The following is a 26,226-nucleotide window of genomic DNA, read 5'->3' on the forward strand; positions in this document are numbered from 1 at the left end:
CGCATGCGGGTCAGTGCCCGTTCTGCGCCAGCCGCAGCAGGTGGTCCGCCAGCGCCTGTCCCCCGCCCGGATCCCGGCTGATCAGCAGCAAGGTGTCGTCGCCGGCGATGGTGCCGAGGATGTCGTGCAACTCCGCCTGGTCGATGGCCGAGGCGAGGAACTGGGCCGCGCCCGGCGGCGTCCGCAGGACCACGAGGTTCGCCGAAGCCTCCGCGGAGATCAGCAGCTCCTGCGACAGGCGCCGCATCCGCTCCTCTTTCGCCGACTCCCCCAGCGGAGCCCGCGGGGTGCGGAAACCGCCCTCGCTCGGCACCGCGTAGATCAGGTCGCCGTCGGTGTTGCGGATCTTCACCGCGTTGAGCTCGTCCAGGTCCCGCGACAGCGTCGCCTGCGTGACGCTCAGTCCGTCGTCGGCGAGCAGCTTCGCCAGCTGGCTCTGCGACCGCACCGGCTGCCGGTTGAGGATGTCCACGATCCGGCGGTGCCGTGCGGTGCGGGTCTGCGGCACGGCGGGCCCGGCGCCCGCCGCCTGCTCATGGTCCTGCGCCTCGCTCATCGTCGTCTCATTCTCCGGATCGTCCGTCCCCATCCACAGGGTTCGCTGCGTCGAGGATGCCGGGCAGCGCCTGGAGCAGCGCACCCGCCTCGTCGTCGCGGAGGTTCAGCGGGGGCATGAGCCGTACGACGTCGGGGGTGGGCGCGTTCACCAGGAACCCGGCCTCCTGGGCCGCTTGCTGCACCTGCGGCGCGCGCGGCCCGGTGAGCACGATACCCAGGAGCAGGCCCGCACCCCGGACATAATCGATCAACGGGTGGTTCAGGGCCGCGATTCCGTCCCGCAGCCGCTCGCCCTGCCGCTTGACGTTGTCCAGCAGGCCCTCGCCCTCGATGGTGTCGATCACGGCGAGCCCGGCGGCGCAGGCGACCGGGTTACCGCCGAAGGTCGTCCCGTGCTGGCCCGGCTGGAGCAGCTCGGCGGCCCGGCCGAAGGCCACGGTCGCGCCCAGCGGGAGCCCGCCGCCCAGCTGCTTGGCGAGGGTGACGACGTCGGGCAGCACACCCTCGTGGGCCTGGTACTCGAACCAGGTGCCGGTGCGGCCGATGCCGGTCTGCACCTCGTCCAGGACGAGCAGGGCGCCGGTGGCGGCGGTGATCGCGCGGGCCGCCTTGAGATAGCCCGCCGGGGGCACGACCACGCCGTTCTCGCCCTGGATCGGCTCGATGATCACCAGCGCGGTGTCCTCGGTGACCGCGGCGGCCAGCGCCTGCGCGTCGCCGTAGGGGACGTGGGTGACCTCGCCGGGCAGCGGCCGGAACGGCTCCTGCTTGGCGGGCTGTCCGGTGAGCGCGAGGGCGCCCATCGTGCGGCCGTGGAAGCCGCCGCCGGTGGCGACCATGTGCGTGCGCCCGGTCAGCCGGCCGATCTTGAACGCGGCCTCGTTCGCCTCGGCGCCGGAGTTGCAGAAGAAGACCCGCCCCTCCCGGCCGAAGAGCGTCAGGAGCCGTTCGGCGAGGGCGATGGTGGGCTCGGCCATGAAGAGGTTGGAGACGTGGCCGAGGGAGGCGATCTGGCGGCTGACGGCCTCCACGATCGCGGGGTGGGCGTGGCCGAGCGCGTTGGTGGCGATGCCGCCGACGAAGTCCAGGTACTCCCGGCCCTCGGCGTCCCACAGCCTGGCGCCCTCGCCCCGGACGAGGGGCACGCGCGGGGTGCCGTAGTTGTTCATGAGCGCGCCCTGCCACCGCGCGGTCAGTTCCTGGTTGCTCATGACTCCCCCTGTTCGTCCGGCTTCTCGTCGGCCACGACCATCGTGCCGATGCCTTCGTCGGTGAAGATCTCCAGCAGGATCGAGTGCTGGACCCGGCCGTCGATGACCCGGGCGGTCGTCACACCGCCTCGCACAGCGTGCAGGCAGCCCTCCATCTTCGGCACCATGCCGGAGCTCAACTCCGGGAGCAGGCGCTCCAGTTCGGAAGCGGTGAGGCGGCTGATCACCTCGTCGGAGTTCGGCCAGTCCTCGTAGAGCCCCTCGACGTCGGTGAGGACCATGAGGGTCTCGGCGCCCAGTGCCGCGGCGAGTGCCGCGGCCGCCGTGTCGGCGTTGACGTTGTAGACGTGTCCGTCGTCCTGGCTGCGGGCGATCGAGGAGACGACCGGGATGCGGCCGTCGGCGAGCAGGGCCTCGATCGCGCCCGTGTCGATCTCGGTGATCTCGCCGACCCGCCCGATGTCGACCAGCTCGCCGTCGATCTCGGGCTGGTGCCTGGTGGCGGTGATGGTGTGCGCGTCCTCGCCGGTGAGACCGACGGCGAACGGTCCGTGCTGGTTGAGCAGGCCGACCAGCTCGCGCTGCACCTGCCCGGCGAGCACCATCCGTACGACGTCCATGGCGTCCTCGGTGGTGACGCGCAGGCCCGCCTTGAACTCGCTGACGATGCCGTGCCTGTCCAGGGCGGCGCTGATCTGCGGGCCGCCGCCGTGCACGACGACCGGCTTGAGGCCGGCGTGCCGCAGGAAGACGACGTCCTGGGCGAAGGCCGCCTTCAGGCCCTCGTCCACCATGGCGTTGCCGCCGAACTTGATGACGACGATCTTGCCGTGGTGCCGGGTCAGCCAGGGCAGCGCCTCGATGAGGATCTGGGCCTTGGGCAGTGCCGTGTGTTTCCGCGTCGTGGTCATGAGGAGTAGGCGCTGTTCTCGTGGACGTAGTCGGCGGTCAGGTCGTTGGTCCAGATCGTGGCGGTCTCTGAGCCGGCGGCGAGGTCGGCGACGATGTGGACCTCGCGGTAGCGCATGTCGACCAGCTCGCGGTCCTCGCCGACGGAGCCGTTCTTGCACACCCAGACGCCGTTGATGGCGACGTTGAGCTGGTCCGGCTCGAAGGCGGCGCTCGTCGTGCCGATGGCGGAGAGGACGCGGCCCCAGTTGGGGTCCTCGCCGTGGAGCGCGCACTTGAGGAGGTTGTTGCGGGCGATGGAACGGCCCACCTCGACGGCGTCCTCCTCGCTGGCCGCGTTGATCACCTCGACCTTGATGTCCTTGCTGGCGCCCTCGGCGTCGCCGATGAGCTGCCGGCCGAGGTCGGCACAGACCTGCCGTACGGCCTCGGCGAACTCCGCGTACTGCGGGGTGATGCCGGAGGCACCGGAGGAGAGCAGCAGGACGGTGTCGTTGGTGGACATGCAGCCGTCGGAGTCGACGCGGTCGAAGGTGACCTTGGTCGCGGCGCGCAGGGCCCGGTCCAGCTCCTCGTTGCCGAGGTCGGCGTCGGTGGTGAGGACGACGAGCATGGTGGCGAGGCCGGGCGCGAGCATGCCGGCGCCCTTGGCCATCCCGCCGACGGTCCAGCCGTCCTTCGTCACGACGGCCGTCTTGTGCACGGTGTCGGTGGTCTTGATGGCGATGGCGGCCTTCTCGCCGCCGTGCTCGGACAGCTGCGCGGCGGCCTTCTCCACGCCCGGCAGCAGCTTGTCCATCGGGAGCAGGACCCCGATGAGGCCGGTGGAGCAGACGGCGACCTCGATGGCGCCCCGGCCGAGGACCTCGGCGACCTTCTCGGCGGTGGCGTGGGTGTCCTGGAAGCCCTTGGGTCCGGTGCAGGCATTGGCGCCGCCGGAGTTGAGGACCACGGCCGTGACCTGGCCGCTCCCCAGGACCTGCTCGGACCACAGCACCGGGGCGGCCTTCACGCGGTTGGAGGTGAAGACGCCCGCGGCGGCACGGCGGGGCCCGTTGTTGACCACGAGGGCCAGGTCCGGGTTGCCGTTCTCCTTGATCCCGGCGGCGATGCCCGCCGCCGTGAATCCCTTGGCTGCCGTCACGCTCACGGCGCAACTCCGATCGTCGTCAGGCCGGTGGTCTCGGCGAGACCCAGGGCGATGTTCATGCTCTGGACGGCACCGCCGGCGGTGCCCTTGGTCAGGTTGTCGATGGCGCTGATCGCGATGATGCGGCCTACGGCGGCGTCGTACGCGACCTGCACTTGAACGGCGTTGGAACCGTAAACGGACGCCGTGGCGGGCCACTGGCCCTCGGGGAGCAGGTGGACGAAGGGCTCGTCGGCGTACGCCTTCTCGTACGCGGCGCGGACGGACTCGGCCGTCACCCCGTCGGCGGCCTTGGCGCTGCATGTGGCGAGGATGCCGCGGGGCATCGGCGCGAGGGTCGGCGTGAAGGAGACGGAGACCCGCTCTCCGGCCACCGCGCTGAGGTTCTGGATCATCTCGGGGGTGTGCCGGTGGCCGCCGCCGACGCCGTACGGCGACATGGAACCCATGACCTCGCTGCCGAGCAGGTGCGGCTTGGGCGCCTTGCCCGCGCCGGAGGTGCCGGAGGCGGCGACGATCACGGCCTCGGGCTCGGCGAGGTGAGCCGCATAGGCCGGGAACAGGGCGAGGGAGACGGCCGTGGGGTAGCAACCGGGCACCGCGATGCGCTTGGACCCCTCCAGCGCGGCGCGGGCGCCCGGAAGTTCGGGGAGGCCGTAGGGCCAGGTGCCGGCGTGCGGGGAGCCGTAGAAGGTCTCCCAGTCGGCCGGGTCCGTCAGCCGGAAGTCGGCGCCCATGTCGATCACGAGGACGTCGGGGCCGAGCCGCTCGGCGACGGCGGCGGACTGTCCGTGCGGCAGCGCCAGGAAGACGACGTCATGCCGACGGCCCTGCCCGGCGAGCGCCTCGGGCGTGGTCTCGGCGAGCACGCGGTCGGCCAGCGGCAGCAGGTGCGGCTGGAGCGTGCCGAGCCGCTGCCCGGCGTTGGAGTTTCCGGTCAGGGCACCGATCTCGACCTCGGGGTGCGCGAGGAGCAGACGCAGGACCTCTCCGCCCGCGTATCCGCTCGCTCCGGCCACCGCCGCACGTACTGCCATGTCCACCCTCCTCTGGATGGCATGACTATACGTATCGCTGCACGTTTATGCAATCGACTTGCTCTCGGCGCCGGGGAGCATCACCCAGCGGGACACCACGAAGGTGACCGGGACGGCGGCGGCGGAGGCAAGCAGCGGGGCGAAGCGGCTGCCGGCGTTCAGGACGTCGACGATCAGATACACCCCGGCCGTCGTGATCAGGAAGTTGCTGAGGTTCGTCAGCGGGAACAGCAGGAATTTCCGCCAGGTGGGGCGGGTCCGGTACGTGAAGCGCGCGTTCAGGAAAAAGGAGCCGATCATGCTGAGTGCAAATGCCAGAACGTGTGCGGCCAGATAAGGAAAAGCAGTCAGGAACAACAGGTAAAGACAGTAGTAGGTCGCCGTGTTGACGACACCCACCGCTGCGAAGGTCAGAATCTGCCGCATCAGGGAATGAGGTCCTTCGTCCGTTCCACGTTGGTCGCCTTCACCAGGAAGTGCGGGCGCCCCTTCACCTCGTAGTAGATGCGGCCGGTGTACTCCCCGATGACTCCCAGCATGACCATCTGTACGCCCGCGAGGGCCGTGACGGCGGTGATGATGGTCACATAGCCGGGGGTCTGGACGCCGTTGACGAGCGCGGCTCCCACGATCCAGGCGGTGTACAGCCCCGCGCACAGCAGCAGGCTCATGCCGAGCCAGAGGGCGGCGCGCAGCGGGCGGTTGTTGAAGGAGAGCAGCCCGTCGAGGCCGTAGTTGAGCAGGCCGCGCAGGTTCCAGGAGCTGCGGCCGGCCTCGCGCACGGCGTTGCGGTACTCGAAGGTGGTGCTCGGGAAGCCCACCCAGGCGAACAGGCCCTTGGAGAAGCGGTTGTACTCGGTGAGGGCCAGCACGGCGTCCACCACGCGGCGCGACAGCAGCCGGAAGTCCCCCACGCCGTCGGCGAACTCGACGTCGACCAGGCGGTTGACGAGCCGGTAGTACAGGCGCGCGGTGAGGGTCCGGGTGAGCCGGTCGCCGGTGCGGGTGCGCTTGGCGATGACCTGGTCGTGGCCCTGTTCGCGCAGCTCGACCATCCGCTTGACGAGCTGCGGCGGATGCTGGAGGTCGGCGTCCATGACGATCACCGAGTCGCCCGAGGCGTGCCGGAGGCCGGCGAGCAGGGCCGCCTCCTTGCCGAAGTTGCGGCTGAAAGAGACATAGCGCACCCGGGCGTCGGTGTCCGCCAGGCGTTTCAGGACGGCGAGCGTACGGTCGCGGCTGCCGTCGTCCACGTACACGAACTCCATGTCGTGCCCGAGGGGCAGCAGCTCCTCTGCGACCTTCTGGACCTCCTCGTGGAAGCGGGCGACGACGTCTTCCTCGTTGTAGCAGGGCGCGACGATCGATATCAGCATGGTGGATCCCCCCTGGGCGCGGTCAGGAAGCGGTGGTCACGCGCGGGCGCGGTGATGTGGTCGTGGGCGGCGCGGCGGCGCGCCGGCGGCGGACGGCGGTGAGGGCGGTGAGCACGAGGAGGGTCAGCAGCGAGGCGGCCCCGACAGTCGTGCCCAACCGCAGGCCGGGTGGGTGGAACGTGCAGGTCAGGCTGGTGGCGTGGGCGTCGAGCGGTACGGCGATCAGGCCGTGGAAGTCACCGGCGGGGTGCTCCGGGCCGTCGCCGGTGGCGCACCGCCAGCCGGCGATCCGGGGTGCCGCGACGACCGCGATGCCCGTGCTGCCGGCATGCAGTTCGGCCCGTACGGTGCCGTCGGAGACGGTCACCTCGGGGGCGCCGGCGGCCTTCAGGCGGGCGGCGGCGGTGCGCAGCCGGGCGGTGTCCAGGCAGCCGACGGCGCCGGACGGGATGCGGCCCGGCCGGTCCGGGGTCAGCTCGATCCGCAGCCGCCCGGAGGCGGGTGCCGTGCCGAGCGGCTCCATGGCGGCGCGGTTGCGCGGGACCTCGAACCGGAACCGGGCGGGTGCGCCGCCGGCGAGCCGTGCGGTGCCGGAGTAGTGCGGAGCCCACAGGTGCACCTGGGTGCCGGCCGGGCAGCGGGCGGTGACCGTCGGCCTCGCCAGGGCGTTCGCGGTGCCGACCCGGCGGGTGCGGACCGGCCGCCCGCCGTCGTCGTGCACGGTGGCGCGGGGCACGGTGTAGACGCGGCTGCCGAGCAGCAGTTCCTGGTTGCGGTACGGCGACTGCCCGAAGGGCGACGCGTCGGGCCTGGTCCGGACCGTGACCAGCGGTGGTACGTCCCGCCGGGTCACGGTGACCGGGGCGGCGACCGGGGAGAGGTACTTCTGGTGCGGGTCGGGCGGGGAGTGCACCCGGGCGCCGACCGAGAAGACGACGTCCGTGACGGCGTTGTCCAGGCTCTGCACGTTCCGCCCGCGCGAGGTCCAGCCGCCGCCGAGGGCGGTGAGGGTGCGGCTGAGGACGTCCGAGGTCAGGCTGCTGTAGTACTGGGCGCCCTCGCCGCCCACCAGCAGCGGATCGTTGCCGACGGTCTGCTCGCGGCCCGGGTCGGTGCGGTAGCGGGGCCAGCCGTCGGCCTCGGCGATCATCGCCGCCTGCCGGTCCTGCCGCTCGCCCCAGGGCGCATAGTCGTCCAGGTGCGCGAGGCGCAGCTCGGTGGCCACGGCGGCGGTGGCGGCCGCCTCACCCGCGTGCGCGCCGAGGAGGAGGACGAGGGCCGGCCCGGCGAGCCGGGCGTGCCGCCCGGCGCGGCCCAGCAGGGCGAGCCCGCCCAGCGCGCCCGCGAGAGCGAGCGGCAGCACCAGCCAGGTGTACCAGTGGACCAGCGTGCTGCGGCCGGCGGCCGCGACGGTCAGCGCCAGCAGCGCGGTCGCGGCACCGAGGGCGCGCCGGTCGGGGATGCCGTACGCCAGGGCGTGCCAGGCGGCGACGACCAGCAGGCCGCACAGCACGAACGCCTGCCGGTAGGGGCTGCCCTGCGGAGTGGCGAAGGCGTGCCAGACCAGGTGGGTCGGGCCCCACTGGAGGGACAGGGCCACCGCGAGCACCAGCGCCGTCCAGCCGGTGCGGACCCGGACCGGGACCGCTCGGTGGAAGGGCAGCGCGAGGGCGAGGAGCAGGGCGGTGAGGCCGACGTAGAGGGCCGGGGAGCCGAAGCCGTAGGTCGCCGGGAGCAGCCGGGCCGCCATGTCCTCGGCCGGCACCGGGGCGAACTGCCGTACGCGGCCCGGGTAGGCGTGGGTGGTGCCGAAGTAGACGACCGTCACGAGCGGGGCGGCGAGGCCGATGCCGAGGGCGGTGGTCAGGGCGGCCCGGCCGGCCGTCGCGAGCGCCTGCCGGAGCGGTGGGCGGGCGAGCAGCAGGCGAAGCAGCAGGACCAGGGCGGCGCCGAGGGTGGCCATGTAGGCGGTGTAGAAGTTGGCGGTCCAGGCGAGGGCGACGATCAGCACGCCGAGCAGGCGCCGGCGGCCGGTGAGCGCCCATTCGCCGACCAGGCACAGCAGCGGCAGGGCGATCAGACCGTCGAGCCACATCGGGTTGTAGGAGGCGTCGGCGACGCTCCAGCCGCACAGCGCGTAGGAGGCGCCGAGCAGGCCCGCCGCCCACCAGCGGCCGGGGCGCAGGGTGAGCAGCAGCCAGGCCATGGCCGCGGCGGCGAAGGCGGTCTTCAGGAGGGTGACGGCGTAGACGGCGAGGTCGATCTCGTCGCGCGGGAAGACGGCGACGAGCAGGGCGAACGGGCTGCCGAGGTAAGTGCCGAGGTCGGGCAGGAAGGAGGCGCCGTAGCCGGACTGCCAGTTGACGAGGAGGCCGCCCTCGGCCCTGCCGTGCAGCAGGTCCCACAGGTGGGCGTGGAAGGGCACGTACTGGTTGCCGAGGTCGTTGACGTTCCGGGTGCGGGGGCCGAAGGGGTGGCTGCGCGCGAGGACGTCACCGGCGCAGAAGGCGGTGACCGTGAGGGCGGCGGCGAGCAGGGCGGCTGCCTGCCCGGGCCGGCTCATCGCTTTCACACCCTGTTCCCGTCCGGGTGCCGGAACGGGTTCCCGTGCGCAATGCCGCTTTCGCCGGCCGGAGTACTGCGGTGCATTTTCGGTGGTCCTCGCAGAATGTGTGCCCCATCGATTCGCCGACTTAGACGGAGCATGATTCGGGTTGGTTGTGCGCTCACCGAAAAGTGAGGCGACATCTTCCGAATACGGGAAACACCGCGTGAATTTCATGTCCTCCCGGAAAACATTGACTTTCCGGAAGGTGTGATCGAGGTGAACCGGCCTCGCGGGGGGGATCGCCGAAAGCAAGCGCGGGCTGCTGCCCCTGAGGCAGCAGCCCGTGTCGCAGGCCCCGGCTACTTCTGCTTGATCCTCATGAAGGTGACGGAGTTCGCCGGGAAGGTGTACGTGAACCGGTCGGCGACTCCGGTGAGGGTGGAGGTGACCGGGGCGACCGCCGTGGCCGTCTCGGTGTTCACCGCGTCCGGCGCGGCGGCGAGCGTGGTCACCCGGGCCTTGCTCGCCACCTTCGCGCCGCCCAGGTCGAGGGCGGTGCGGGCCGCGGCGGACTGGGCGTTGACGACCTTGACGATCAGCTCGCTGGTCTGCGCGTCCCGGGTGACGACCTGACGGAACGGCTCGGCCGGCTTGTCGTCGGTGAAGCCGCCCCACTCCTTGCCGTCGAGGTACAGGGTCACCTGGCGGCCGCGCACCTTGATGTCGACGTCATAGGCGCGGCCGGTCTCAACCGACCCGGCCTTGGACATCAGCGTGGACTTGCCGCCGTCCACGGCCTGCTCGACGGCGGTCTGGGTGTTGTTCCAGCCGCCGATGTTCCACCAGTAGTAGTTCCCGGTGTCCTTGACGCCGAAGGCGACGAGGAAGCCCTCCTTGCCGGACTTCTTGGTGGCCTTCACATGCAGGTCGTAGTCGTGCCAGGACGGGTCGCCGGCCGAGACCATGGTGTTCTCGGCGGCCGCGTCGGTCTGGACGTACTGCCCGTCCTGGACGCTCCAGCTGCCGCCGCCCGTGTGCGTCCACTGCGAGGCGTCACCGGAGAAGTCGTCACCGAGCAGCGTCCTGCCGTCCGCGTCCGTGACCGACACATCGTCGTACGCCGCCGTCGTGGCCCAGGTGGACAGGCCGACGGCGCCGGTGATGGGGTCGCTGACGCCGGGGGTGGTGGTGGCCGTGCTCGGCACCACCCGGTCGCCCACGTTGGTCATGAACAGCTTCTGCACCTCGTAGTTGGCCGAGCTCCAGGAGGCGTGGTTGTTGAACCAGACCAGGTCCGGGCGCCACTGCACAGCGTCCTCGTTGGCGAACAGCGGGGCGTAGGAGGCGAGCTCGACGACGTCCGCGTTGCGTTCCAGGCCGGTCATGTACGCCGCTTCCGCCAGGGCGTTCTTGTAGGCGTTGCCCTGGGAGGCGTACTCGCCGAGGAAGACCTTGGGGCCGGAGCGGTCGTAGGAGTCGTAGCGGTCGTTGTTCTGCAGGAACCACTGCGGGCTGTTGTAGTAGTGCTCGTCGACCATGTCGACCTCGGCGTCCCGGTTGAGCTTCCAGGCGGTGTCGAAGGTCGTGCCGGAGTCGTCCGGACCGGCGTTGGAGATGACCTGCATGGACGGGTACTTCGCCTGGATGGCGGCGCGGAACCGCTGGAAGCGAGCGAAGAACTCGGTGGGCAGGTTCTCCTCGTTGCCGACCTCGATGTGGGTGAGGTGGAAGGGCTTGGGGTGGCCCATGCCGGCACGGACCCTGCCCCACTTCGAGGTGGCCGGGCCGTTGGCGAACTCGACGAGGTCGAGGGTGTCCTGGATATGCCGCTCGAGAAGGGCGTCGTCGGCGACGGCCTTGTTCTGGCCGCAGCCGGTCACCAGGGCCGGTACGACGGGCAGCGGCATGGCGCCGATGTCCTCGGCGAACCGGAAGTACTCGTAGTAGCCGAGACCGTAACTCTGGTTGTAGCCCCAGAAGTTGGCGTTCGTCGCGCGCTGCTCGACCGGACCTATGGTGTCCTTCCACTGGTAGGAACGCTTGCGCTGCCAGCCGGACGCCTCGCTGTAGTCCTGCATGGATCCGGTGTTGACCAGGCAGCCGCCGGGGAAGCGGACGAAGCCCGGGTGCAGGGCCGCGACCTTCTCGGCGAGGTCCTTGCGCAGGCCGTTGGGCTCGTGCCGGTAGGTGTCGCGCGGGAAGAGGGACACCATGTCGAGGGCCGTGGCGGCGTCGGCGGCCACTGTGAGCCGGCCGGCGGTGCTGCTGCGGGTCGCGGTGAAGGTGGCCTTGTACCGGGCCCAGCCGCTCTTCGTGACGGCGATCCGCCGGGCGGTCGCGAGCGTGCCGCCGGAGTCCTGGAGGCTGACGGTGAGCACGCTGCCGGCCTCGGCGCGGGCCCACACCGAGAAGTCGTACGTCTTGCCGTCCTGGACCGCGATGCCGGTGTTGTAGCCGGCGTTGGTGACGGACGACCCGGCACCCAGGGACAGGTAGGCGCGGTTGCGGTCGTCGAGGCGGCCGGAGTCGCCGAGGACCCGGGCGCTGCCGGTGACCGTCCAGGCGGTCAGCGGGGTGTAGGCCGTGTTGTCGTCGGTGGAGTACTCGAAGGACCGGTTCTGGACGAGTTCGGCGTACAGGCCGCCGTCGGCGGCGCGGTTGATGTCCTCGAAGAAGACGCCGTACATCGTCTTGTCGATCTTCGGCCCGGTGGCGGAGGGGTCGACCGTGATCGTGTAGTCGGTGATGTCCTCCGCGTGGGCGGGGGCGGGAAGGGCGGCCGTGGCGAGCAGGACGGCGCTCGCTCCCAGGCCGAGTCTCCAGCGGGCGGTGCGTGACATGGATACTCCGCGGCTCGATGTTCGAAATATCAGACGTTGGTCAGCACTTCGAACGCACGATAGGGAAGGGGTATGAGCACGTCAATGGGGGCGGGCGGGCACGTAGGCTCCCGGGTATGGATGGGTGGGTGCCGTATGTGGTCGTCTTCGGCTTCTTCGCCGTCGTGCTGGGGCTCCTGACCTGGCTCGCGCGCGCGATCCGGCGCCGGGGTGCGGCCGGCGGGGGTGTGGGGGCGGCGCTGGCCGCCTACGAGGAGGCCTTCCGCGCCACCGGTCACGCCGCGCACCAGGAGATCCGGGCCCAGGCCGAGCGCAAGACGCCCGACGAGTCGCCCGACGGCCCGCACCGGCGGCCCGGGAGGGCGCGGTGACGGGCGCGTTCTGGCCGGTGCCCGACGTACTGGCCCATCTGGTCGGGCGCTGGCGCGTCGAGCGCGGTGTACGGGACCTGGCGAGCGGGGGCGAGGGACGGTTCGAGGGCGTGACCGTCTTCGGCGCGCTGGACGGCGGCGGGCTGCTGCACGAGGAGTCCGGCATCTTCCACTGGCAGGGAGTGGCGCGGCCGGCCACGCGGACGCTGCGGTTCCTCCCTGGGCCCACACCGGCCCGGGCGGACGTGCGGTTCGCGGACGGGCGGCCCTTCCACGACCTGGATCTGACCACGGGGCGGTACGTCGCCGGCCACCCCTGCGCGGCCGACCTCTACCGGGGCGAGTTCACCGTCCTTGACGCCGACCACTGGCGGACGGTGTGGCGGGTCGGCGGCCCGGCCAAGGACCTCGTCCTCGTCACCGACTATGTCCGCGAGGGCTGAGCCGGCACCCCGTCGAAGCGGAGGTTCCAGCGGCCGGAGCGCCCGGTGACCGTGGTCGTGGACAGCGGGCGGACGTCGATGTTCCAGTAGCTCGCGGGCGGCGCCTTGAGGGCGTAGACCAGGGCGGCGCGGATCACGGACGGCTCGGCCACCGCGACGATCCGGCCGCCGTCCTCCACCGGCCGGGTGTCCAGCCAGCCGCCCACCCGGGAGATGAACGCCAGCAGGGACTCGCCGCCGTGCGGGGTGGCCCGCGGATCGGCGAGCCAGGAGTCGACGGCCTGCGGCTCGCGCGCCATCGCCTCACCCAGCGTCAGCCCGCGCCAGCGGCCCATGTCGCAGTCCCGCAGCGCGAGCTGGACCAGCGGGGCATACCCCAGGACGTCGCCCGTGGCCCGGCTGCGCGGGGTCGGCGAGCAGTAGCGCAGCTCGGCCGCCGCCAGCGGCAGCAGGTCCCCGGCGGCGCGCTGCACCTCGTCCCAGCCGGCCAGGTCCAGCGGCCGGTCGTCCTCGAAGCGCTCGGCGAGCAGCGGGGTGCTGCGCGCGGCGGCGACGAACGTCACCCTCAGTGGCATGCGGTGATGGTGAGCCGCGCGGGGGTGCAGGTCAAGGGCTGTGACCTGGGAGTTACCAGAGGTATGCCGACGCTTACCCGAAGGTGTGCACCATCCAGTGGTCGGGACGGTCCAGCGGCCGGAAGCCGAGCTTCTCGTAGACACCGTGCGCGTCCTCGGTCGCCAGCAGCATCCGGCGCAGCCCGAAGGGTTCGAGGTGGTCGCGGATCCGGCCGACGAACGCCGTGCCGATGCCCTTGCCGCGCGCGGACGGGTCGACGTACACATCCGCGAGCCAGGCGAACATCGCCTGGTCGGTGACCACGCGCGCGTACGCCACCTGCTCCCCCGACGCGGTCGCGTAGACCCCGAAGTTGAGCGAGGCGGCCATCGCCCGCTCGTGCTTCTCGCGCGGCCGGCCCCTCGCCCAGTACGTGTCGGTCGACAGCCAGCCGTGCACACGGTCGACGTCGACGCGGGCGGTGTCGGCGGAGAACTCGTATCCCTCGGGGAACGCTGCGTCGCTCATGCGGGTGATCATCACAGGCCCGGTCGCTCCGGGACGAGCGATTAACCGAGTACCTCGTCCGTCCCGGCACCTCGTCCGTCCCGGCACCTCGTCCATCCCGGCACCTCGTCGCACGCCGCCCGCAGCCGTCGTACCCCTTCCGCGATCTCCCCGAGGCCGGCCACCGCCGCGAAGCTCAGCCGGAGGTGGCCGGCGGGGGGTTCGGCGCTGAAGTAGGGGCGGCCCGGGGTGAGGGCGACACCTGTACGGAGCGCGGCGGCGGCCAGGGCGGCTTCGTCCGTTCCGTCGGGCAGCCGCAGCCACAGGTGGTAGCCGCCGGTCGGGATGTGCGGCAGGGCCAGTTCGGGCAGGTGCCGGGCGAGCGCGCCGGTCATGGCGTCGCGGCGGCTCTTCAGTTCGGCCGACAGCGCCCGCAGATGGCGCGGCCAGGCCGGGGAGCCGACGAGCTCCAGGGCGGCCTCCTGGAGCGGCCGGGGCACGAAGAAGCTGTCCACGACCTGGATGGCGCGCAGGCGTTCCCACACCGGACCGCGCGCGGCCAGGGCGCTCACCCGGAAGCTCGGCGAGGTCGCCTTGGTCAGCGAGCCGACGTGGACGACCACGCCGTCCGGGTCGTCGGCGGCCAGCGGGCGGGGCAGCGGGCCCGCGTCGGCGTGCACCAGCCGGCGGACGTAGTCGTCCTCCACGACGAACGCGCCGGCCTCGCGGGCGATCCGCAGCACCTCGGCGCGCCGGGCGGGAGCCAGCACGGCACCGGTCGGGTTCTGGAACAGCGGCTGGCAGACGAAGACCCGGGCGCCGGTGGCGTGGAAGGCGTCCGCGAGCAGGTCGGGGCGGACCCCGTCGGGGTCCACGGGCACCGGGACGGGCCGCAGGCCGGCCGCGCGGGCGAGGGCCAGCATGCCCGGGTAGGTGGGCGACTCCACGAGCACCGGGGCGCCGGGCGGGGCGAGCGCGCGCAGCGCGGTGGCGAGGGCGGACTGCCCGCCGGCCGCGATCAGCACGTCGGCCGCCGTGACGGCGCCGCCGATCCCGCGCGCGAACCACTCCCGCAGCTCCGGCAGCCCCTCCAGCGGCGGCCGCGCCCAGGCGCCGGGCCGTCGCCCGGCCCGGGCCAGGGCCGCCGCCATGGCCCGCTCCGGCTGGAGCGAGGGGTGCGGATAGCCGCCGTTGAACTCCAGCACCCCGGGCGGCGGAGCGGCGAGCGAGACCGTGACGCCGGAGGCGTCCACCGTGCGTGGTACGAGGTCGGTTGCGCTGTCGGCGCTCAGCGCGACCTCCTGCCAGGAGGTGTCGCCGGCCGGGGTCTCCGCCCGCTGCGGCCGGGCCCGGAAGGCCCCGGCGCCGGGCCGGGTGACCACCAGGCCCTCGGCGGCGAGCTGGGCCAGGGCGCGCGAGACGGTCACCGGGCTCACCCGGAACCGTTCGACCAGCGCCCGGCTCGACGGGAGCTTTCCACCAGGCGAGTAGCGGTCCAGTTCCCGTCGAAGCTCTTCGACCAGTTCCCCCACACTGCTACGCTGTTGCATGAGAACACAGAGTAGCGCTACTACCGATACAGGGATAGCAGTCACCGCTCCCCCGGAGACCCGGGCGGTGGGCACCCTCCAGGCCACGCTCGGCGTGGTCGCCTTCTCGCTGACCTTCCCCTCGACCGCCTGGGGCCTGGAGAGCTTCGGCCCCTGGTCCCTGGTGGCGGTGCGGGCCGTCCTCGCCGCGGTCGTCGCCGGCGGCTGTCTGCTGGCGCTCGGGGTGCGGCTGCCGGCGCGGCGCCATCTCGCGGGGCTGGCCGTGGTCGCCGCCGGCGTGGTGCTGGGCTTCCCGATGCTCACCACGCTCGCCCTTCAGACGTCCACCACCGCGCACGCGGCCGTCGTGGTCGGACTGCTGCCGCTGACCACGGCCGTGTTCTCGGCCCTGCGCACCGGCCACCGGCCCTCCCGCCGGTTCTGGCTGGCGGCCGTGGCGGGCGCCGCGGCCGTGCTCGCCTTCACCGTCGCCCAGAGCGGTGGCGCGCTCACCGCGGCCGACGGCTATCTGTTCGCGGCCCTGCTGGTCTGCGCGGCCGGGTACACCGAGGGCGGCCGGCTGGCCCGGGTCATGCCCGGCTGGCAGGTCATCGGCTGGGCGCTGGTGCTGTGCCTGCCGCTCAGCGTGCCGGCCGCCGCGGTCGCGCTGGCGTACGAGCCCGTGCACCTCACCGGGCACGGCATCGCCGGTCTGCTGTGGGTGGCGCTGGGTTCGCAGTTCGTCGGTCTGCTCGTCTGGTACCGCGGCATGGCGGCCATCGGCATCCCGCGGGCCAGCCAGTTGCAGTTGGCTCAGCCCCTGCTCACACTGGTGTGGTCGGCGCTGCTGCTGGGCGAGCACTTCACGGCGGCCGCTCCGCTGACCGCCGTGGCCGTGCTCGTCTGCATCGCCGTCACGCAGCGGTCGTGATCGTGAGGAGGGCCTGTCATATGCGCGCATCCAAGGGCGACCGGCTTGTCCAGCACGGCAGGGTGGTCGGCCAACACGACCATGTCGTGGAAGTCGTCGAAGTACTGGGTCCCGAGGGCACCCCGCCCTACCGCGTCCGGGCCGAGAACGGACACGAGACGATTCTGTCCCCGGGGCCCGACTGCCAGGTGGAGCACAAGAAAGAGCAACAGCGATAGCTCACCGCGGTGATGTCGCCGGCTCCCGGTAGTGGTCGGCGACCACCCGCGCCATCGCCCCGTTCGGATCGGCCGCCACCTCCTTGGCGGCGAAGAACACGTGCCCGCGCACCTGCGGGTACTTCGCGGCGAGGGTCAGATGCCGGGACAGCTCGACCGGGTCCTGCCAGGCCGACGGTTGCCCGGCGGCGCCCGCCTTGTACAGGGCCTCGCCGAGGTACAGGTGCGTCTTGGTGCCCTTGGCGACCGCCGCCCACCAGGCGGCGAGTTCGGCGTAGTCGGCCGCGGCGTTGCCGATGTGCCAGTACAGCTGCGGGACGATGTAGTCGATCCAGTGGTTGCGCACCCACTTGCGGGTGTCCGCGTGCAGGTCGTCGTACGTCTCGACGCCCGCCCGCGTGTCGGAGCCGCGCGCGTCGGTCGACGCGTTGCGCCACACTCCGAAGGGGCTGATCCCGAACCGGGTGCCGGGCCGTACTCGCTTGATGCCGGCGGCCATCTCCTGCACCAGCTTGTCGATGTTGTCCCGGCGCCAGGCGGCCCGGCTGGAGAAGGCCCCGCCGTAGCGGTCGTACGCCTCGTCGTCGTCGAAGGTCTGGCCGGCGACCGGGTAGGGGTAGAAGTAGTCGTCGAAGTGGACGGCGTCGACCGGGTACCGGGCGACCGCGTCGAGCATCGCCTGCTGTACGAAGGCGCGGACCTGGGGCAGGCCGGGGTTGTAGTAGAGCCGGCCGCCGTAGCGCACCACCCAGTCGGGGTGTCTGCGGGCCGGGTGCGAGGCGGTCAGCCGGGTGGGGTCGGTGTGGTTCGCGATCCGGTACGGGTTGCACCAGGCGTGCAGTTCGAGACCCCGGGCGTGGGCCTCCTTGACGGCCGTGCCGAGCGGGTCCCAGCCCGGGTGCCTGCCCTGGGTGCCGGTGAGGTACGCGGACCAGGGCTCGTACGGCGAGGGCCACAGCGCGTCGGCCGAGGGCCGCACCTGGAGGATCACCGTGTTGAGCCGGTCGCGGACCGCGCGGTCGAGGTGGGTGATCAGCTCCTTGCGCTGCGCGCTCGCCGAGAGGCCGGACCGCGAGGGCCAGTCCCGGTTGACGACCGTCGCGATCCAGACCCCGCGCATCTCGGTGCTCGCCCGCGGCAGCCGGTACGGCCCCGGCGCCGCGCGCCGGGCCGGGACGACGGCCGCGGTCGGCGACGAGAGCTCCGTGGACATCGCGGCCATCGCGGCCAGCGCGGCCAGCGCGAAGGTCCGGCGTGACATGCGCCCCATCCGCACACCCCATACGCTCCGGATCCGCTCCGTCACGGATCGTTTCGCGCTTCAGGATGCCCCCACCCGGACGATCGATCATCGATACTTGGCGGTAACGTGCACGATCGGAGCAGGCGCCGAACCCGGAGGTCTGCCATCGAGCCGGAGAACACAGCGAAGGGAACGATGTGACCGACATCGAGCGCGTCGGAGTCGTGGGCTGCGGCCAGATGGGCGCGGGCATCGCCGAGGTGTGCGCCCGCGCGGGACTGGACGTGAAGGTCGCCGAGACCACCGGCGAGGCCCTGGAGATCGGCCGTACCCGGCTGTTCAACTCCCTGGCCAAGGCCGCCGAGCGCGGCAAGATCAGCGAAGAGGAGCGGGACGCCACACAGGCGCGCCTGAGCTTCACCACGGACCTCGGCGAGTTCGCCGACCGCGACCTCGTCATCGAGGCCGTCGTGGAGAGCGAGCCGGTGAAGACCGAGATCTTCCAGGTGCTCGACCAGGTGGTGACCCGGGCGGACGCGATCCTGGCCTCCAACACCTCCTCGATCCCGCTGGTGAAGCTGGCGGTCGCCACCTCCCGGCCGGACCACGTGGTCGGCATCCACTTCTTCAACCCGGCCCCGGTGCAGCAGCTCGTCGAGCTGATCCCGGCGCTCACCACCTCCGAGGACACGCTCGGCCGCGCCCATGTCTTCGCCGAGAAGGTGCTCGGCAAGCACGCCATCCGCGCCCAGGACCGCTCCGGGTTCGTGGTGAACGCGCTGCTCGTGCCCTACCTGCTGTCCGCGATCCGGATGTTCGAGTCGGGCATCGCGAGCCGCGAGGACATCGACAACGGCATGGAGATGGGCTGCGCCCACCCGATGGGTCCGCTGAAGCTGTCCGACCTGATCGGCCTGGACACCATCGTCTCCATCGCCAACTCCATGTACGCCGAGTACAAGGAGCCGCTGTACGCCGCTCCCCCGCTGCTCCAGCGGATGGTGGAGGCGGGCCGGCTGGGCCGGAAGACCGGCTCCGGCTTCTACACCTACGGCTGATTACCGAGCGCGACGCTTTCGGGCCCGGCACCGGATTTCGGTGCCGGGCCCATCTGTTTCACACACCGTGTGCGCGCCGGGCACGCATATGCCCTGCGCACACGCTCCCCATGCGCCCACCAGGCGAGTTGACTCCTCATGTGCATGCAAGGGATGCGGAATCATCCATTTCGACTACCGAGAGGAGCGGACCCGTGACCGTCGATCCGGAGCATCCCGTGGTCCATGGAGAACTCGCAGAGTTACGGCGCCGCCTGGACGTGGCCTACGCCCGTGTCGAGGGAGGACTGGCGCTGCTCAGGCACCGCACCGAGGAGAGCGCCAAGGAGCTGGACGAGCTGAACTCCCGCATGACCTCGCTGGAACACGCACGCTGGCCGCTGCCCTCACTCGCCGCACTGACGGCGCTGGGCGCGCTCGTGGTGACCGTCTGGCAGGCGCTGGCCGCCCATTAGCCTTCGGCGAGCCTGAGGTGGTGCAGCAGGAGTAACGCGGCCGCCATGTTGGCGGCCGGGACCTCCCCACGGGCGATCAGGTCGGGGACGAGCTTGAGGGGGACCCATTCCCGCCGGTCCGACTCGAAGTCGTCCACGGGGTGTCCGACGTACTCGCCCCGGTCGGACCAGTAGATGTGGTGCCGGGCATCGGTGAGACCGTTGGACGGCTCCACGCTCATGAGGTGGTGCAGGGGTCCCGGCCGCCAGCCGGTCTCCTCCTCCAGTTCCCGGGCGGCCGCGCGGGTGATGTCCTCGCCGTCCTCGACGACACCCGCGGCCAGTTCCCAGCCCCAGCTGTCGGTGATGAACCGGTGCCGCCACAGCAGCAGCACCTCGTTCGCCTCGTTGACCACCGTGGCCACGGCCACAGGGCGCAGCCGGATCAGGAAGTGGTCGAGGTGCCGGCCGTCCGGCAGCTCGACATCTGCGAGATTGACGCTGAACCAGCGGTTTTCATACACAGTTTGTTCGTTCTGCTTCGTCCACTGCACGGTTCTGCCACCTTCCGCCGAGTAAGTGGCAATATCGCAGCAGGGACGGTGCACCCACAGTGGGCCTACAGCGGTACGCGCAGTGCCCCGTCGATGAGTTCGGCGGCCTCCGCGGTGCCGGCCGAGCCGCAGCGCACCAGATGCTCGCGTACCGCGCGCAGTCTGTCGCGCAGCCGCTGGGACTCCATCCCGCGGGCCTGCTCCGCCATCTGCACGGCGGTGGCCACCGCCTTCTCGGCGTTGCCCTGCCGCAGTTCGATGGTGCTGAGCATGGCCAGCCGGTGCACCCGCCCCCGGTCGTGGGCGGGGTTGTCGACGGCCGCTGCCGCGTGCTCCCGGGCGGCCGCGATTTCCCCGAGGCTGAGCAGCGCCTCGGCCACCTGGACATTGACCAGCCCCGGTTGCACATAGCCGGTCTCGTCCGGCTCGTATCCGCGCCGGATCCGCTCGGCCGCCGTCTCCGCTCGCCGGATGCAGGACAGCGCGCTGCCACCGTCGCCGAGGTGCGCGTACGCCTTCGCCTGCATCGCGTACAGGTCCGAGGCGAGCGCCGGGGTGATGTGCCGGCCGGCGGCCCGCAGCGCGGCCTCGGCGAAGGCGACGGCCTGCCGGTACTCCCGCATGAACAGCGACTGGTTGACCAGCAGCGCGATGACGTACGCCCCGAGTCCCCGGTCCCCGCTGGCCTTCGCCAGCCTGAGCGCCTGGTGGAAGTAGCGCTGGGCGAGTCCGTGCGCGTCGGAGTCGTACGCGCAGATCCCCGCGATCGCCACCAACCCGCCCGTCGCCCGGTGCAGTTGACGGCCGGTGGCGTCGGTGTAGCTGCCGCGCAGCAGCGGTGCGGTCTCGGCGTTGAGGAACCCGACGATCCTGGTCCGGGTCGCGATACCGCCGGCCTTCCGGTACATCTGCTCGTAGTGCGCCCGGGCCGCGCGCAGCATCTCGATGTCGGCTGCGGTGACCGGGTGCCGGCCGCCCCTGGAGACGTCGACGTCCTCGGGCGGGTTCTCCCACTCCCACACCGGCATCACGGCGGGCGTTCCGGTGACGGCCGGGGCGCCCAGCACATGGGGCCGCTGCTGTTCGTCCGACCGCCACAGGGCGGTGGCCCGCTCCACGAAGCCGCCCAGCGAACCGGTGTGCGGGGTGCCGGGCTCGCCGGGCACCCCGAGCCCGATGTCGTCCAGGGTGACGGGCCGGTGCAGCCGGGCGGCCAGCACCTCGCAGATCAGGTCGGGGACCTGGCCGCGGGGCCGCTGGCCCTTCAGCCAGCGTGCCACGGCGGTGTGTTCGTACCGCAGCGCGAGACCGCGTGCGCGGCCCGCCTGGTTGACGTGGGCGGCGAGACCGGCGTGCGAGATCCCCGCCTCGTCCAGGATGGCGTCGAGCAGAGTGTTGGGCTGCATGGGATGCCCCCCGAGTGGCCTGGTGCCGTCAGCGTAGTGGGAACGTCTTCACACGGGGTGTGAACGGAGTGCCCGTATCCGCGGTGTGCGCGCGCTGTCGCGGAGGGTGCCGGGCCGGTTCACTGAGATGCCTCGCAAGAGGTCGGCCGGGCCGTCGGCTCCCCCCTCGACACAGCGGCGGCCCGGCTGCGGCGAGGGCGGGACCTAGGGGGTTTCGTTTGGATCAGGTCGGATCACGCCGCGGCGCATGGTGCGGTGCATCGCAAGGCGGAGGATCACCCGCGTACTGGGCGTACTCGGGTGGTCCGACAACGCGGCGAGGTGCCGTGCCGGGCGTCGCGGACCCGGGCTGATCCAAACGAAGCCCCCTAGCGGTGGGTGGTCGGCTCCGCGTGCGTGCCGGCCGGTCGCGTGGTCCCGGAGCCGGAGCGTGCCCCGTTTCGGTCGTTCCGCAGGACCAGTACCGCCACGTCGTCCGTGGGTCTGCCGGCCGTGTGGTGCCGGAGGGCTCCGAAGACCCCGCGCAGCACCGACTGCGGGGACACCGGGTGATCGCGCACCACCTCGCGCAGCGCGTCCGGCAGCGCGAAGAACCGGCCCCGGGCGTCCCGGGCGTCCTCCGCGCCGTCCGTGAAGAGGACCAGGGACTCCTCCGGCAGCAGCCGGCGGCAGTCCAGGGCGTCCAGCTCCGCCGGCAGCGGGAAGGGGCCCAGCGGCGGCAGCGGATCGGCATGCGACAGCGGCTCCACCGCGGTCCCGCTGAGCAGATACGGCCAAGGATGGCCGCAGTTGAGGACGCGCACCCCGCCCTCCCGGTCGATCTCCAGGAGCAGGACGGTGACGAACTCCTCGGCGACCGGGCTGTCGGGGCCCGGCAGCCCGCTCGCCGGGTGTTCGGCGCGGGCGCGTTCGCGCAGGTGGCGGGCGAGGGCGCGGTCCAGTCTGCGCAGCACGCGGCCCAGTTCCGGCTCGTCGTGCGCGGCCTCGCGGAAGCTGCCGAGGAGGGCGGCGACGGTCCCGAGGGCGGCCAGGCCGTGTCCCCGTACGTCACCCATCACCACCCGGACGCCGTGCTCGGTGGCGATGGCTTCGTACAGATCGCCGCCGACGCTCGCGCCCCGGTCGGCCGACAGCCGGGCGGCGGCGACGTTGAGCCCGGCGAGGCGGGGCGGCAGCGGGCGCAGGACGACGTTCTGCGCGGCCCGCGCCGCCCGCCGGGCGAGCCGCAGTTCCCGCAGCAGGGCGCGGCGGGCATGGCATATGAGCACCGCGCCGACGGCGAAGAACACGGCACTGCTGACGATGCGCGCCCCGAACCCGTCCTGCTGGGCGAGCGGGCAGCCGAACTTGTAGCCGACCGCGACGGCACCCCAGACCATGGGCAGTACGGCTCCCCGTGCGGTGGGCGCCCGTGCCTTGATGCGGATCATGCCTCTGGTCCCCCAAATGGGCCCTGACAGAGCAGACGGACCGACCCCGAAAGGCCGGTCCGATTCTGTCGACGGCATGACCCGGACGGGTCAGATCACCCTTACTTCCCACCCGAACGAGTGAGAACACCCGGGTCAACCTGCATTTATGCAGTTGACGGCCACGGCCGTCAGCCCCGCAGCACCGCCCCGGTACGCTCCCCGGCCAGGGCCACGGCCGCATCCCTGGCAGCCGAAGCCTCGTCGACGGTCAGCGTCCGGTCACCCGCGCGGAAGCGCAGCGCGTACGCCAGCGACTTCTTGCCGTCGCCCAGCTGCTCGGCGTTCTCGTACACGTCGAACAGCCGGATGGCCTCCAGCAGCTCGCCGGCGCCCGCGCGCAGCGCGGCCTCGACCTCCGCGGCCGGGACCGGCTTGTCCACGACGAGGGCGACATCCTGGGTGGCCACCGGGAACGTGGAGATGCTCGGCGCCTGCGGGGCGCCGTCGCCCACCGCCTCCAGGGCGTCCAGGTCCAATTCCATCGCGCAGGTGCGCTCGGGCAGGCCGAGGGCCTTGAGGACACGCGGGTGCAGTTCGCCCGCGTGGCCCACGACCCGCTCCGTACCGTCGGCGACGACCACCAGCTCGGCGCAACGGCCGGGGTGCCACGGGCCGTACTGGCCCTTGCGGACGATCAGTTCGGCCCCGGCCTCACGGGCGACGGTGCGCGCCGCCTCGACGGCGTCGGACCAGTCCGCCGGACGGCCCTTGCCCCACCAGCCGGCCTGCTCGCGGGCGCCCGCGAGGACGACGGCGACGTGCCGCGGCTGCTCGGGCAGCGCGGCGTTCAGCCCGGCGATCTCCTCGTCGGTCGGGCGCCGGTCGACGGGCAGGTGCCCGGCGGCACGCCGCTCCTCGCGCGGCAGGAAGACCAGGCCGGTCTCGAACAGCGCCAGGTCGTGCGAGCCCCGGCCGTCGTTGCGCCGCAGGGCGCCCAGCAGGCCGGGCAGCAGCGTCGTACGGAGCGCGGGCTCCTCGTCGTTGAGCGGGTTGGCCAGCTTCACCACGCGGCGGGCCGGGTCGTCGGCCGTCAGGCCGAGCTGGTCGAAGACCTGCTCGGCGACGAACGGGTAGGTCGGCGCCTCGACATAGCCGGCGCCGGCCAGCGCGCGGCCGACGCGGCGGTGCAGCCGCTGGCGGTGGGTCAGACCGCGGCCCGAGGGAGGCTTGGGCAGCGTGGAGGGCAGGTTCTCGTAGCCCTCCAGGCGGATGACCTCCTCCGCCAGGTCGTTCGCCTCGGCGAGGTCGGGCCGCCAGGACGGGACGGTGACGATCAGCTCGTCCTGCCCGTAGACGTCACAGCCGATCTCCTGGAGCCGGCGGACGACCGTCTCGCGGCCGTAGACCACGCCCGCGACCTTGTCCGGGTGGTCCGCCGGGACAGTGATCGTGTGCGGGGCGGAGGGCGCGATGATCTCGGTGACACCGGCCTCGGCCGTGCCGCCCGCGAGCAGGACCAGCAGGTCCACGGTCCGCTGCGCGGCGGCCGCCGCGGCCTGCGGGTCGACGCCCCGCTCGAAGCGGCGGGAGGCCTCGGAGGACAGCTTGTGACGGCGGGCCGTACGGGCGATCGCGACCTCGTTGAAGTGGGCGGCCTCGATGACCACGTCGGTGGTGGCGTTCTCGAGGTCGTCGTGATCGGCGATCTCGGTGTTGGCGCCGCCCATGACGCCGGCGAGGCCGATCGGGCCGCGCTCGTCGGTGATGACCAGGTCCTCGGCGTGCAGCCTGCGCTCGACGCCGTCGAGGGTGACGAGCTTCTCGCCCTCCTCGGCGCGGCGCACGCCGATGGTGCCCTGGACCAGCCTGCGGTCGTAGGCGTGCAGGGGCTGGCCCAGCTCCATCATCACGTAGTTCGTGACGTCGACGGCGAGCGAGATCGGACGCATGCCGACCTTCTGGAGCCGGCGCTGGAGCCAGATCGGGGAGCGCGCCTCGGGGCTCAGACCGGCCACCGTACGGGCGGTGAAACGGTCGCAGCCCGCGGGGTCGGTGACCCGGACCGGGTAGCCGTAGGCGTTCGGGGCCGGCACGTCGAGCAGCGCCGGGTCGCGCAGCGGCAGGCCGTAGGCGATGGCGGTCTCGCGGGCGACGCCGCGGATGGACAGGCAGTCGCCGCGGTTGGCGGTGACGGCGATGTCCAGGACCTCGTCGACCAGCTCCAGCAGCTCGATGGCGTCCTTGCCGACCTCGGTCTCCGGCGGCAGCACGATGATGCCGTGGTTGCCGTCGTCGCCCATGCCCAGCTCGTCGCTGGAGCAGATCATGCCGTGCGAAACCCTGCCGTAGGTCTTGCGGGCGGCGATGGAGAAGCCGCCGGGCAGCGTGGCACCGGGAAGGACCACGACGACCTTGTCGCCGACCTGGAAGTTGCGGGCGCCGCAGACGATCTCCTGGGGCTCACCCGTGCCGTTGGCCTGGCCGACGTCGACGGTGCAGAAGCGGATCGGCTTCTTGAAGCCCTCCAGCTCCTCGATGGTCAGCACCCGGCCGACGACCAGCGGCCCCTTGAGGTCGGCGCCGAGCTGCTCGACGGTCTCCACCTCGAGGCCGGCCGAAATGAGCTTGGCCTGGACGTCGCGCCCGGTCTCCGTCGCCGGCAGGTCGACGTACTCCCGCAGCCAAGAAAGCGGGACCCGCATCAGATCTCCATCCCGAACGGCCGGGTGAACCGGACGTCACCCTCGACCATGTCTCGCATGTCTTCGACGTTGTGGCGGAACATCAGCATCCGCTCGATGCCGAACCCGAAGGCGAAGCCGCTGTACTTCTCCGGGTCGACGCCGCAGGCCGCCAGCACCCGCGGGTTGACCATGCCGCAGCCGCCGAGCTCGATCCAGCCCTCGGACGAGCAGGTGCGGCAGGGCCGGTCGGGGTTGCCGACGGACTCGCCGCGGCAGACGTAGCACACCATGTCCATCTCGGCGGACGGCTCGGTGAACGGGAAGAAGTTCGGCCGCAGCCGGGTCTTCATGCCCTCGCCGAACAGCGACTGGACCATGTGGTCCAGGGTGCCCTTGAGGTCGGCCATGGTCAGACCCTCGTCCACGGCGAGCAGCTCCACCTGGTGGAAGACCGGGGTGTGGGTGGCGTCCAGCTCGTCGGTGCGGTACACGCGGCCCGGGCAGATCACGTAGACCGGCAGCTCACGGTCGAGCAGGGAGCGGATCTGCACCGGCGAGGTGTGGGTACGCAGCACGACACCGGACTCCGCGCCGCCGGACCCCGCGGCGGAGCCGCTGTCGGACGCGGTCTGCACGAAGAAGGTGTCGGCCTCGCCGCGGGCCGGGTGGTCCGGGCCGATGTTGAGGGCGTCGAAGTTGAACCACTCGGCCTCGACCTCGGGGCCCTCGGCGACCTCGTAGCCCATGGCCACGAAGACGTCCTCGATGCGCTCCGAGAGCGTGGTCAGCGGGTGCCGGGCGCCGGCCGGGACGCGGTCGTACGGCAGCGTGACGTCGACGTCCTCCTCGACCAGCACGCGCGCGTCACGCTCGGCCTCCAGCTCGGTCTGGCGGGCGGCGAGCGCCTTGTTCACGGCGCCGCGGGCCATGCCGACGCGCTTGCCGGCCTCGGCCTTGGCGTGCGGTGGCAGGGCGCCGATCTCGCGGTTGGCGAGGGCCAGCGCGGAGGCCGGGCCGGTGTGGGCGACCTTGGCCTCGTGGAGCGCGTCGAGGGAGTCCGCGGCGGCGAAGGCGGCGAGCGCCTCGTCCCGCATGCGCTCGATCTCTTCCGGTTTCAACGCCTCGACCTCGACAGGGTCGTACGACTTATTGGGTGCCGACATCTCTTCCCGTGCTTCCGATTGCTGGCGGATGGTCCCCGTCACCGACTCGCGAGGGCCGCGTGCAGGACACAAAGGTGCCAAAGGCCGAG

General features: G+C 72.0%; 24 protein-coding genes. 6 read left to right on the forward strand and 18 right to left on the reverse strand.

The window, feature by feature from the left end:
• Nucleotides 1-10: 10 nt before the first annotated feature.
• From ACZ7DL_RS14570 to ACZ7DL_RS14610, 9 genes are all read right to left on the reverse strand, one after another.
• Nucleotides 11-556, reverse strand: a complete 546-nt coding sequence (locus ACZ7DL_RS14570) for an arginine repressor (RefSeq protein ID WP_470774367.1) — start codon at nucleotides 554-556, stop codon at nucleotides 11-13.
• A 7-nt stretch (nucleotides 557-563) separates the two neighbouring features.
• Nucleotides 564-1,769, reverse strand: coding sequence for an acetylornithine transaminase (locus ACZ7DL_RS14575; protein WP_470774368.1), 1,206 nt, complete (start codon nucleotides 1,767-1,769; stop codon nucleotides 564-566).
• Complete coding sequence (gene argB / locus ACZ7DL_RS14580; RefSeq protein ID WP_470774370.1) at nucleotides 1,766-2,680, reverse strand: acetylglutamate kinase; 915 nt, start codon at nucleotides 2,678-2,680, stop codon at nucleotides 1,766-1,768. The genes ACZ7DL_RS14575 and argB overlap by 4 nt, the downstream gene beginning before the upstream one ends.
• Nucleotides 2,677-3,828 (reverse strand): bifunctional glutamate N-acetyltransferase/amino-acid acetyltransferase ArgJ, encoded by a 1,152-nt coding sequence (gene argJ / locus ACZ7DL_RS14585; protein WP_470774371.1) that lies wholly within the window; start codon nucleotides 3,826-3,828, stop codon nucleotides 2,677-2,679. Before argJ ends, argB begins: the two co-directional genes overlap by 4 nt.
• Nucleotides 3,825-4,865 (reverse strand): N-acetyl-gamma-glutamyl-phosphate reductase, encoded by a 1,041-nt coding sequence (argC, locus tag ACZ7DL_RS14590; protein ID WP_470774373.1) that lies wholly within the window; start codon nucleotides 4,863-4,865, stop codon nucleotides 3,825-3,827. Before argC ends, argJ begins: the two co-directional genes overlap by 4 nt.
• A gap of 45 nt (nucleotides 4,866-4,910) precedes the next feature.
• Complete coding sequence (locus ACZ7DL_RS14595; protein ID WP_470774374.1) at nucleotides 4,911-5,291, reverse strand: GtrA family protein; 381 nt, start codon at nucleotides 5,289-5,291, stop codon at nucleotides 4,911-4,913.
• A complete protein-coding gene (locus ACZ7DL_RS14600) occupies nucleotides 5,291-6,241 on the reverse strand; it encodes a glycosyltransferase family 2 protein (protein WP_470774376.1) in 951 nt (316 codons plus the stop codon). Before ACZ7DL_RS14600 ends, ACZ7DL_RS14595 begins: the two co-directional genes overlap by 1 nt.
• Nucleotides 6,242-6,263: 22 nt before the next feature.
• Entirely contained in the window at nucleotides 6,264-8,804 is a 2,541-nt protein-coding gene (locus ACZ7DL_RS14605) for a YfhO family protein (protein WP_470774378.1), read from the reverse strand.
• A gap of 344 nt (nucleotides 8,805-9,148) precedes the next feature.
• Nucleotides 9,149-11,629: an alpha-L-arabinofuranosidase C-terminal domain-containing protein gene (locus ACZ7DL_RS14610; RefSeq protein WP_470774380.1), complete on the reverse strand. Its 2,481-nt coding sequence runs from the start codon at nucleotides 11,627-11,629 to the stop codon at nucleotides 9,149-9,151.
• A gap of 116 nt (nucleotides 11,630-11,745) precedes the next feature.
• On the opposite strand from ACZ7DL_RS14610, the gene ACZ7DL_RS14615 reads away from it, so the two are divergent.
• A complete protein-coding gene (locus ACZ7DL_RS14615; RefSeq protein WP_470774382.1) occupies nucleotides 11,746-12,000 on the forward strand; it encodes a hypothetical protein in 255 nt (84 codons plus the stop codon).
• Nucleotides 11,997-12,443, forward strand: a complete 447-nt coding sequence (locus tag ACZ7DL_RS14620; protein WP_470774384.1) for a DUF6314 family protein — start codon at nucleotides 11,997-11,999, stop codon at nucleotides 12,441-12,443. Before ACZ7DL_RS14615 ends, ACZ7DL_RS14620 begins: the two co-directional genes overlap by 4 nt.
• Here the strand turns inward: ACZ7DL_RS14620 and ACZ7DL_RS14625 are convergent.
• The 3 genes from ACZ7DL_RS14625 to ACZ7DL_RS14635 all read right to left on the reverse strand — a co-directional run bounded on the left by ACZ7DL_RS14625 (nucleotide 12,425) and on the right by ACZ7DL_RS14635 (nucleotide 15,055).
• On the reverse strand, nucleotides 12,425-13,018 hold the full coding sequence (locus tag ACZ7DL_RS14625; protein WP_470774386.1) for a histidine phosphatase family protein: 594 nt from the start codon (nucleotides 13,016-13,018) through the stop codon (nucleotides 12,425-12,427). The two genes, ACZ7DL_RS14620 and ACZ7DL_RS14625, sit on opposite strands and share 19 nt — an antisense overlap.
• Nucleotides 13,019-13,091: 73 nt before the next feature.
• Entirely contained in the window at nucleotides 13,092-13,526 is a 435-nt protein-coding gene (locus ACZ7DL_RS14630; RefSeq protein WP_470774387.1) for a GNAT family N-acetyltransferase, read from the reverse strand.
• 41 nt (nucleotides 13,527-13,567) lie between these two features.
• Nucleotides 13,568-15,055 (reverse strand): aminotransferase-like domain-containing protein, encoded by a 1,488-nt coding sequence (locus tag ACZ7DL_RS14635; protein WP_470774388.1) that lies wholly within the window; start codon nucleotides 15,053-15,055, stop codon nucleotides 13,568-13,570.
• Here ACZ7DL_RS14635 and ACZ7DL_RS14640 point away from each other — a divergent pair.
• Nucleotides 15,054-15,965: a DMT family transporter gene (locus ACZ7DL_RS14640; RefSeq protein WP_470774390.1), complete on the forward strand. Its 912-nt coding sequence runs from the start codon at nucleotides 15,054-15,056 to the stop codon at nucleotides 15,963-15,965. The two genes, ACZ7DL_RS14635 and ACZ7DL_RS14640, sit on opposite strands and share 2 nt — an antisense overlap.
• 20 nt (nucleotides 15,966-15,985) lie before the next feature.
• On the forward strand, nucleotides 15,986-16,183 hold the full coding sequence (locus tag ACZ7DL_RS14645; protein ID WP_470774391.1) for a DUF1918 domain-containing protein: 198 nt from the start codon (nucleotides 15,986-15,988) through the stop codon (nucleotides 16,181-16,183).
• 1 nt (nucleotide 16,184) lies between these two features.
• On the opposite strand, the gene ACZ7DL_RS14650 is transcribed toward ACZ7DL_RS14645, so the two are convergent.
• The gene (locus tag ACZ7DL_RS14650) at nucleotides 16,185-17,453 is read right to left on the reverse strand and encodes a glycoside hydrolase family 10-like protein (RefSeq protein ID WP_470774393.1); all 1,269 of its coding nucleotides are present in this window, start codon (nucleotides 17,451-17,453) and stop codon (nucleotides 16,185-16,187) included.
• A 170-nt stretch (nucleotides 17,454-17,623) separates the two neighbouring features.
• On the opposite strand from ACZ7DL_RS14650, the gene ACZ7DL_RS14655 reads away from it, so the two are divergent.
• Nucleotides 17,624-18,484, forward strand: coding sequence for a 3-hydroxybutyryl-CoA dehydrogenase (locus ACZ7DL_RS14655; protein WP_470774395.1), 861 nt, complete (start codon nucleotides 17,624-17,626; stop codon nucleotides 18,482-18,484).
• Between the two features lie 194 nt (nucleotides 18,485-18,678).
• Nucleotides 18,679-18,939 carry a hypothetical protein gene (locus ACZ7DL_RS14660; protein ID WP_470774397.1) on the forward strand — a complete coding sequence of 87 codons (261 nt, stop codon included), beginning with the start codon at nucleotides 18,679-18,681 and terminating at the stop codon, nucleotides 18,937-18,939.
• On the opposite strand, the gene ACZ7DL_RS14665 is transcribed toward ACZ7DL_RS14660, so the two are convergent.
• From ACZ7DL_RS14665 to pheS, 5 genes are all read right to left on the reverse strand, one after another.
• Nucleotides 18,936-19,472 (reverse strand): NUDIX hydrolase, encoded by a 537-nt coding sequence (locus ACZ7DL_RS14665; protein ID WP_470774399.1) that lies wholly within the window; start codon nucleotides 19,470-19,472, stop codon nucleotides 18,936-18,938. The genes ACZ7DL_RS14660 and ACZ7DL_RS14665 overlap by 4 nt on opposite strands.
• 65 nt (nucleotides 19,473-19,537) lie before the next feature.
• Nucleotides 19,538-20,878, reverse strand: coding sequence for a transcriptional regulator (locus ACZ7DL_RS14670; protein ID WP_470774400.1), 1,341 nt, complete (start codon nucleotides 20,876-20,878; stop codon nucleotides 19,538-19,540).
• Between the two features lie 368 nt (nucleotides 20,879-21,246).
• Nucleotides 21,247-22,308: a PP2C family protein-serine/threonine phosphatase gene (locus ACZ7DL_RS14675; protein WP_470774402.1), complete on the reverse strand. Its 1,062-nt coding sequence runs from the start codon at nucleotides 22,306-22,308 to the stop codon at nucleotides 21,247-21,249.
• A gap of 170 nt (nucleotides 22,309-22,478) precedes the next feature.
• A complete protein-coding gene (gene pheT / locus ACZ7DL_RS14680; protein WP_470774404.1) occupies nucleotides 22,479-24,992 on the reverse strand; it encodes a phenylalanine--tRNA ligase subunit beta in 2,514 nt (837 codons plus the stop codon).
• Complete coding sequence (pheS, locus tag ACZ7DL_RS14685) at nucleotides 24,992-26,137, reverse strand: phenylalanine--tRNA ligase subunit alpha (protein ID WP_470774405.1); 1,146 nt, start codon at nucleotides 26,135-26,137, stop codon at nucleotides 24,992-24,994. Before pheS ends, pheT begins: the two co-directional genes overlap by 1 nt.
• Between the last annotated feature and the right edge of the window lie 89 nt (nucleotides 26,138-26,226).

The sequence above is a fragment of the Streptomyces sp. NPDC036984 genome (assembly GCF_055607665.1).

Excerpts from the sequence above, each read along its gene's own strand:
- ACZ7DL_RS14675 (WP_470774402.1), bottom strand. The coding sequence starts at position 22,308 with ATGATCCGCATCAAGGCACGGGCGCCCACCGCACGGGGAGCCGTACTG.
- ACZ7DL_RS14575 (WP_470774368.1), bottom strand. The coding sequence starts at position 1,769 with ATGAGCAACCAGGAACTGACCGCGCGGTGGCAGGGCGCGCTCATGAAC.
- ACZ7DL_RS14605 (WP_470774378.1), bottom strand. The coding sequence starts at position 8,804 with ATGAGCCGGCCCGGGCAGGCAGCCGCCCTGCTCGCCGCCGCCCTCACG.
- pheT (WP_470774404.1), bottom strand. The coding sequence starts at position 24,992 with ATGCGGGTCCCGCTTTCTTGGCTGCGGGAGTACGTCGACCTGCCGGCG.
- ACZ7DL_RS14650 (WP_470774393.1), bottom strand. The coding sequence starts at position 17,453 with ATGGGGCGCATGTCACGCCGGACCTTCGCGCTGGCCGCGCTGGCCGCG.
- ACZ7DL_RS14645 (WP_470774391.1), top strand. The coding sequence starts at position 15,986 with ATGCGCGCATCCAAGGGCGACCGGCTTGTCCAGCACGGCAGGGTGGTC.
- ACZ7DL_RS14610 (WP_470774380.1), bottom strand. The coding sequence starts at position 11,629 with ATGTCACGCACCGCCCGCTGGAGACTCGGCCTGGGAGCGAGCGCCGTC.
- argC (WP_470774373.1), bottom strand. The coding sequence starts at position 4,865 with ATGGCAGTACGTGCGGCGGTGGCCGGAGCGAGCGGATACGCGGGCGGA.
- ACZ7DL_RS14625 (WP_470774386.1), bottom strand. The coding sequence starts at position 13,018 with ATGCCACTGAGGGTGACGTTCGTCGCCGCCGCGCGCAGCACCCCGCTG.
- ACZ7DL_RS14595 (WP_470774374.1), bottom strand. The coding sequence starts at position 5,291 with ATGCGGCAGATTCTGACCTTCGCAGCGGTGGGTGTCGTCAACACGGCG.
- ACZ7DL_RS14670 (WP_470774400.1), bottom strand. The coding sequence starts at position 20,878 with ATGCAGCCCAACACTCTGCTCGACGCCATCCTGGACGAGGCGGGGATC.
- ACZ7DL_RS14635 (WP_470774388.1), bottom strand. The coding sequence starts at position 15,055 with ATGCAACAGCGTAGCAGTGTGGGGGAACTGGTCGAAGAGCTTCGACGG.
- ACZ7DL_RS14640 (WP_470774390.1), top strand. The coding sequence starts at position 15,054 with ATGAGAACACAGAGTAGCGCTACTACCGATACAGGGATAGCAGTCACC.
- ACZ7DL_RS14630 (WP_470774387.1), bottom strand. The coding sequence starts at position 13,526 with ATGAGCGACGCAGCGTTCCCCGAGGGATACGAGTTCTCCGCCGACACC.
- argB (WP_470774370.1), bottom strand. The coding sequence starts at position 2,680 with ATGACCACGACGCGGAAACACACGGCACTGCCCAAGGCCCAGATCCTC.
- pheS (WP_470774405.1), bottom strand. The coding sequence starts at position 26,137 with ATGTCGGCACCCAATAAGTCGTACGACCCTGTCGAGGTCGAGGCGTTG.
- ACZ7DL_RS14570 (WP_470774367.1), bottom strand. The coding sequence starts at position 556 with ATGAGCGAGGCGCAGGACCATGAGCAGGCGGCGGGCGCCGGGCCCGCC.
- ACZ7DL_RS14600 (WP_470774376.1), bottom strand. The coding sequence starts at position 6,241 with ATGCTGATATCGATCGTCGCGCCCTGCTACAACGAGGAAGACGTCGTC.
- ACZ7DL_RS14615 (WP_470774382.1), top strand. The coding sequence starts at position 11,746 with ATGGATGGGTGGGTGCCGTATGTGGTCGTCTTCGGCTTCTTCGCCGTC.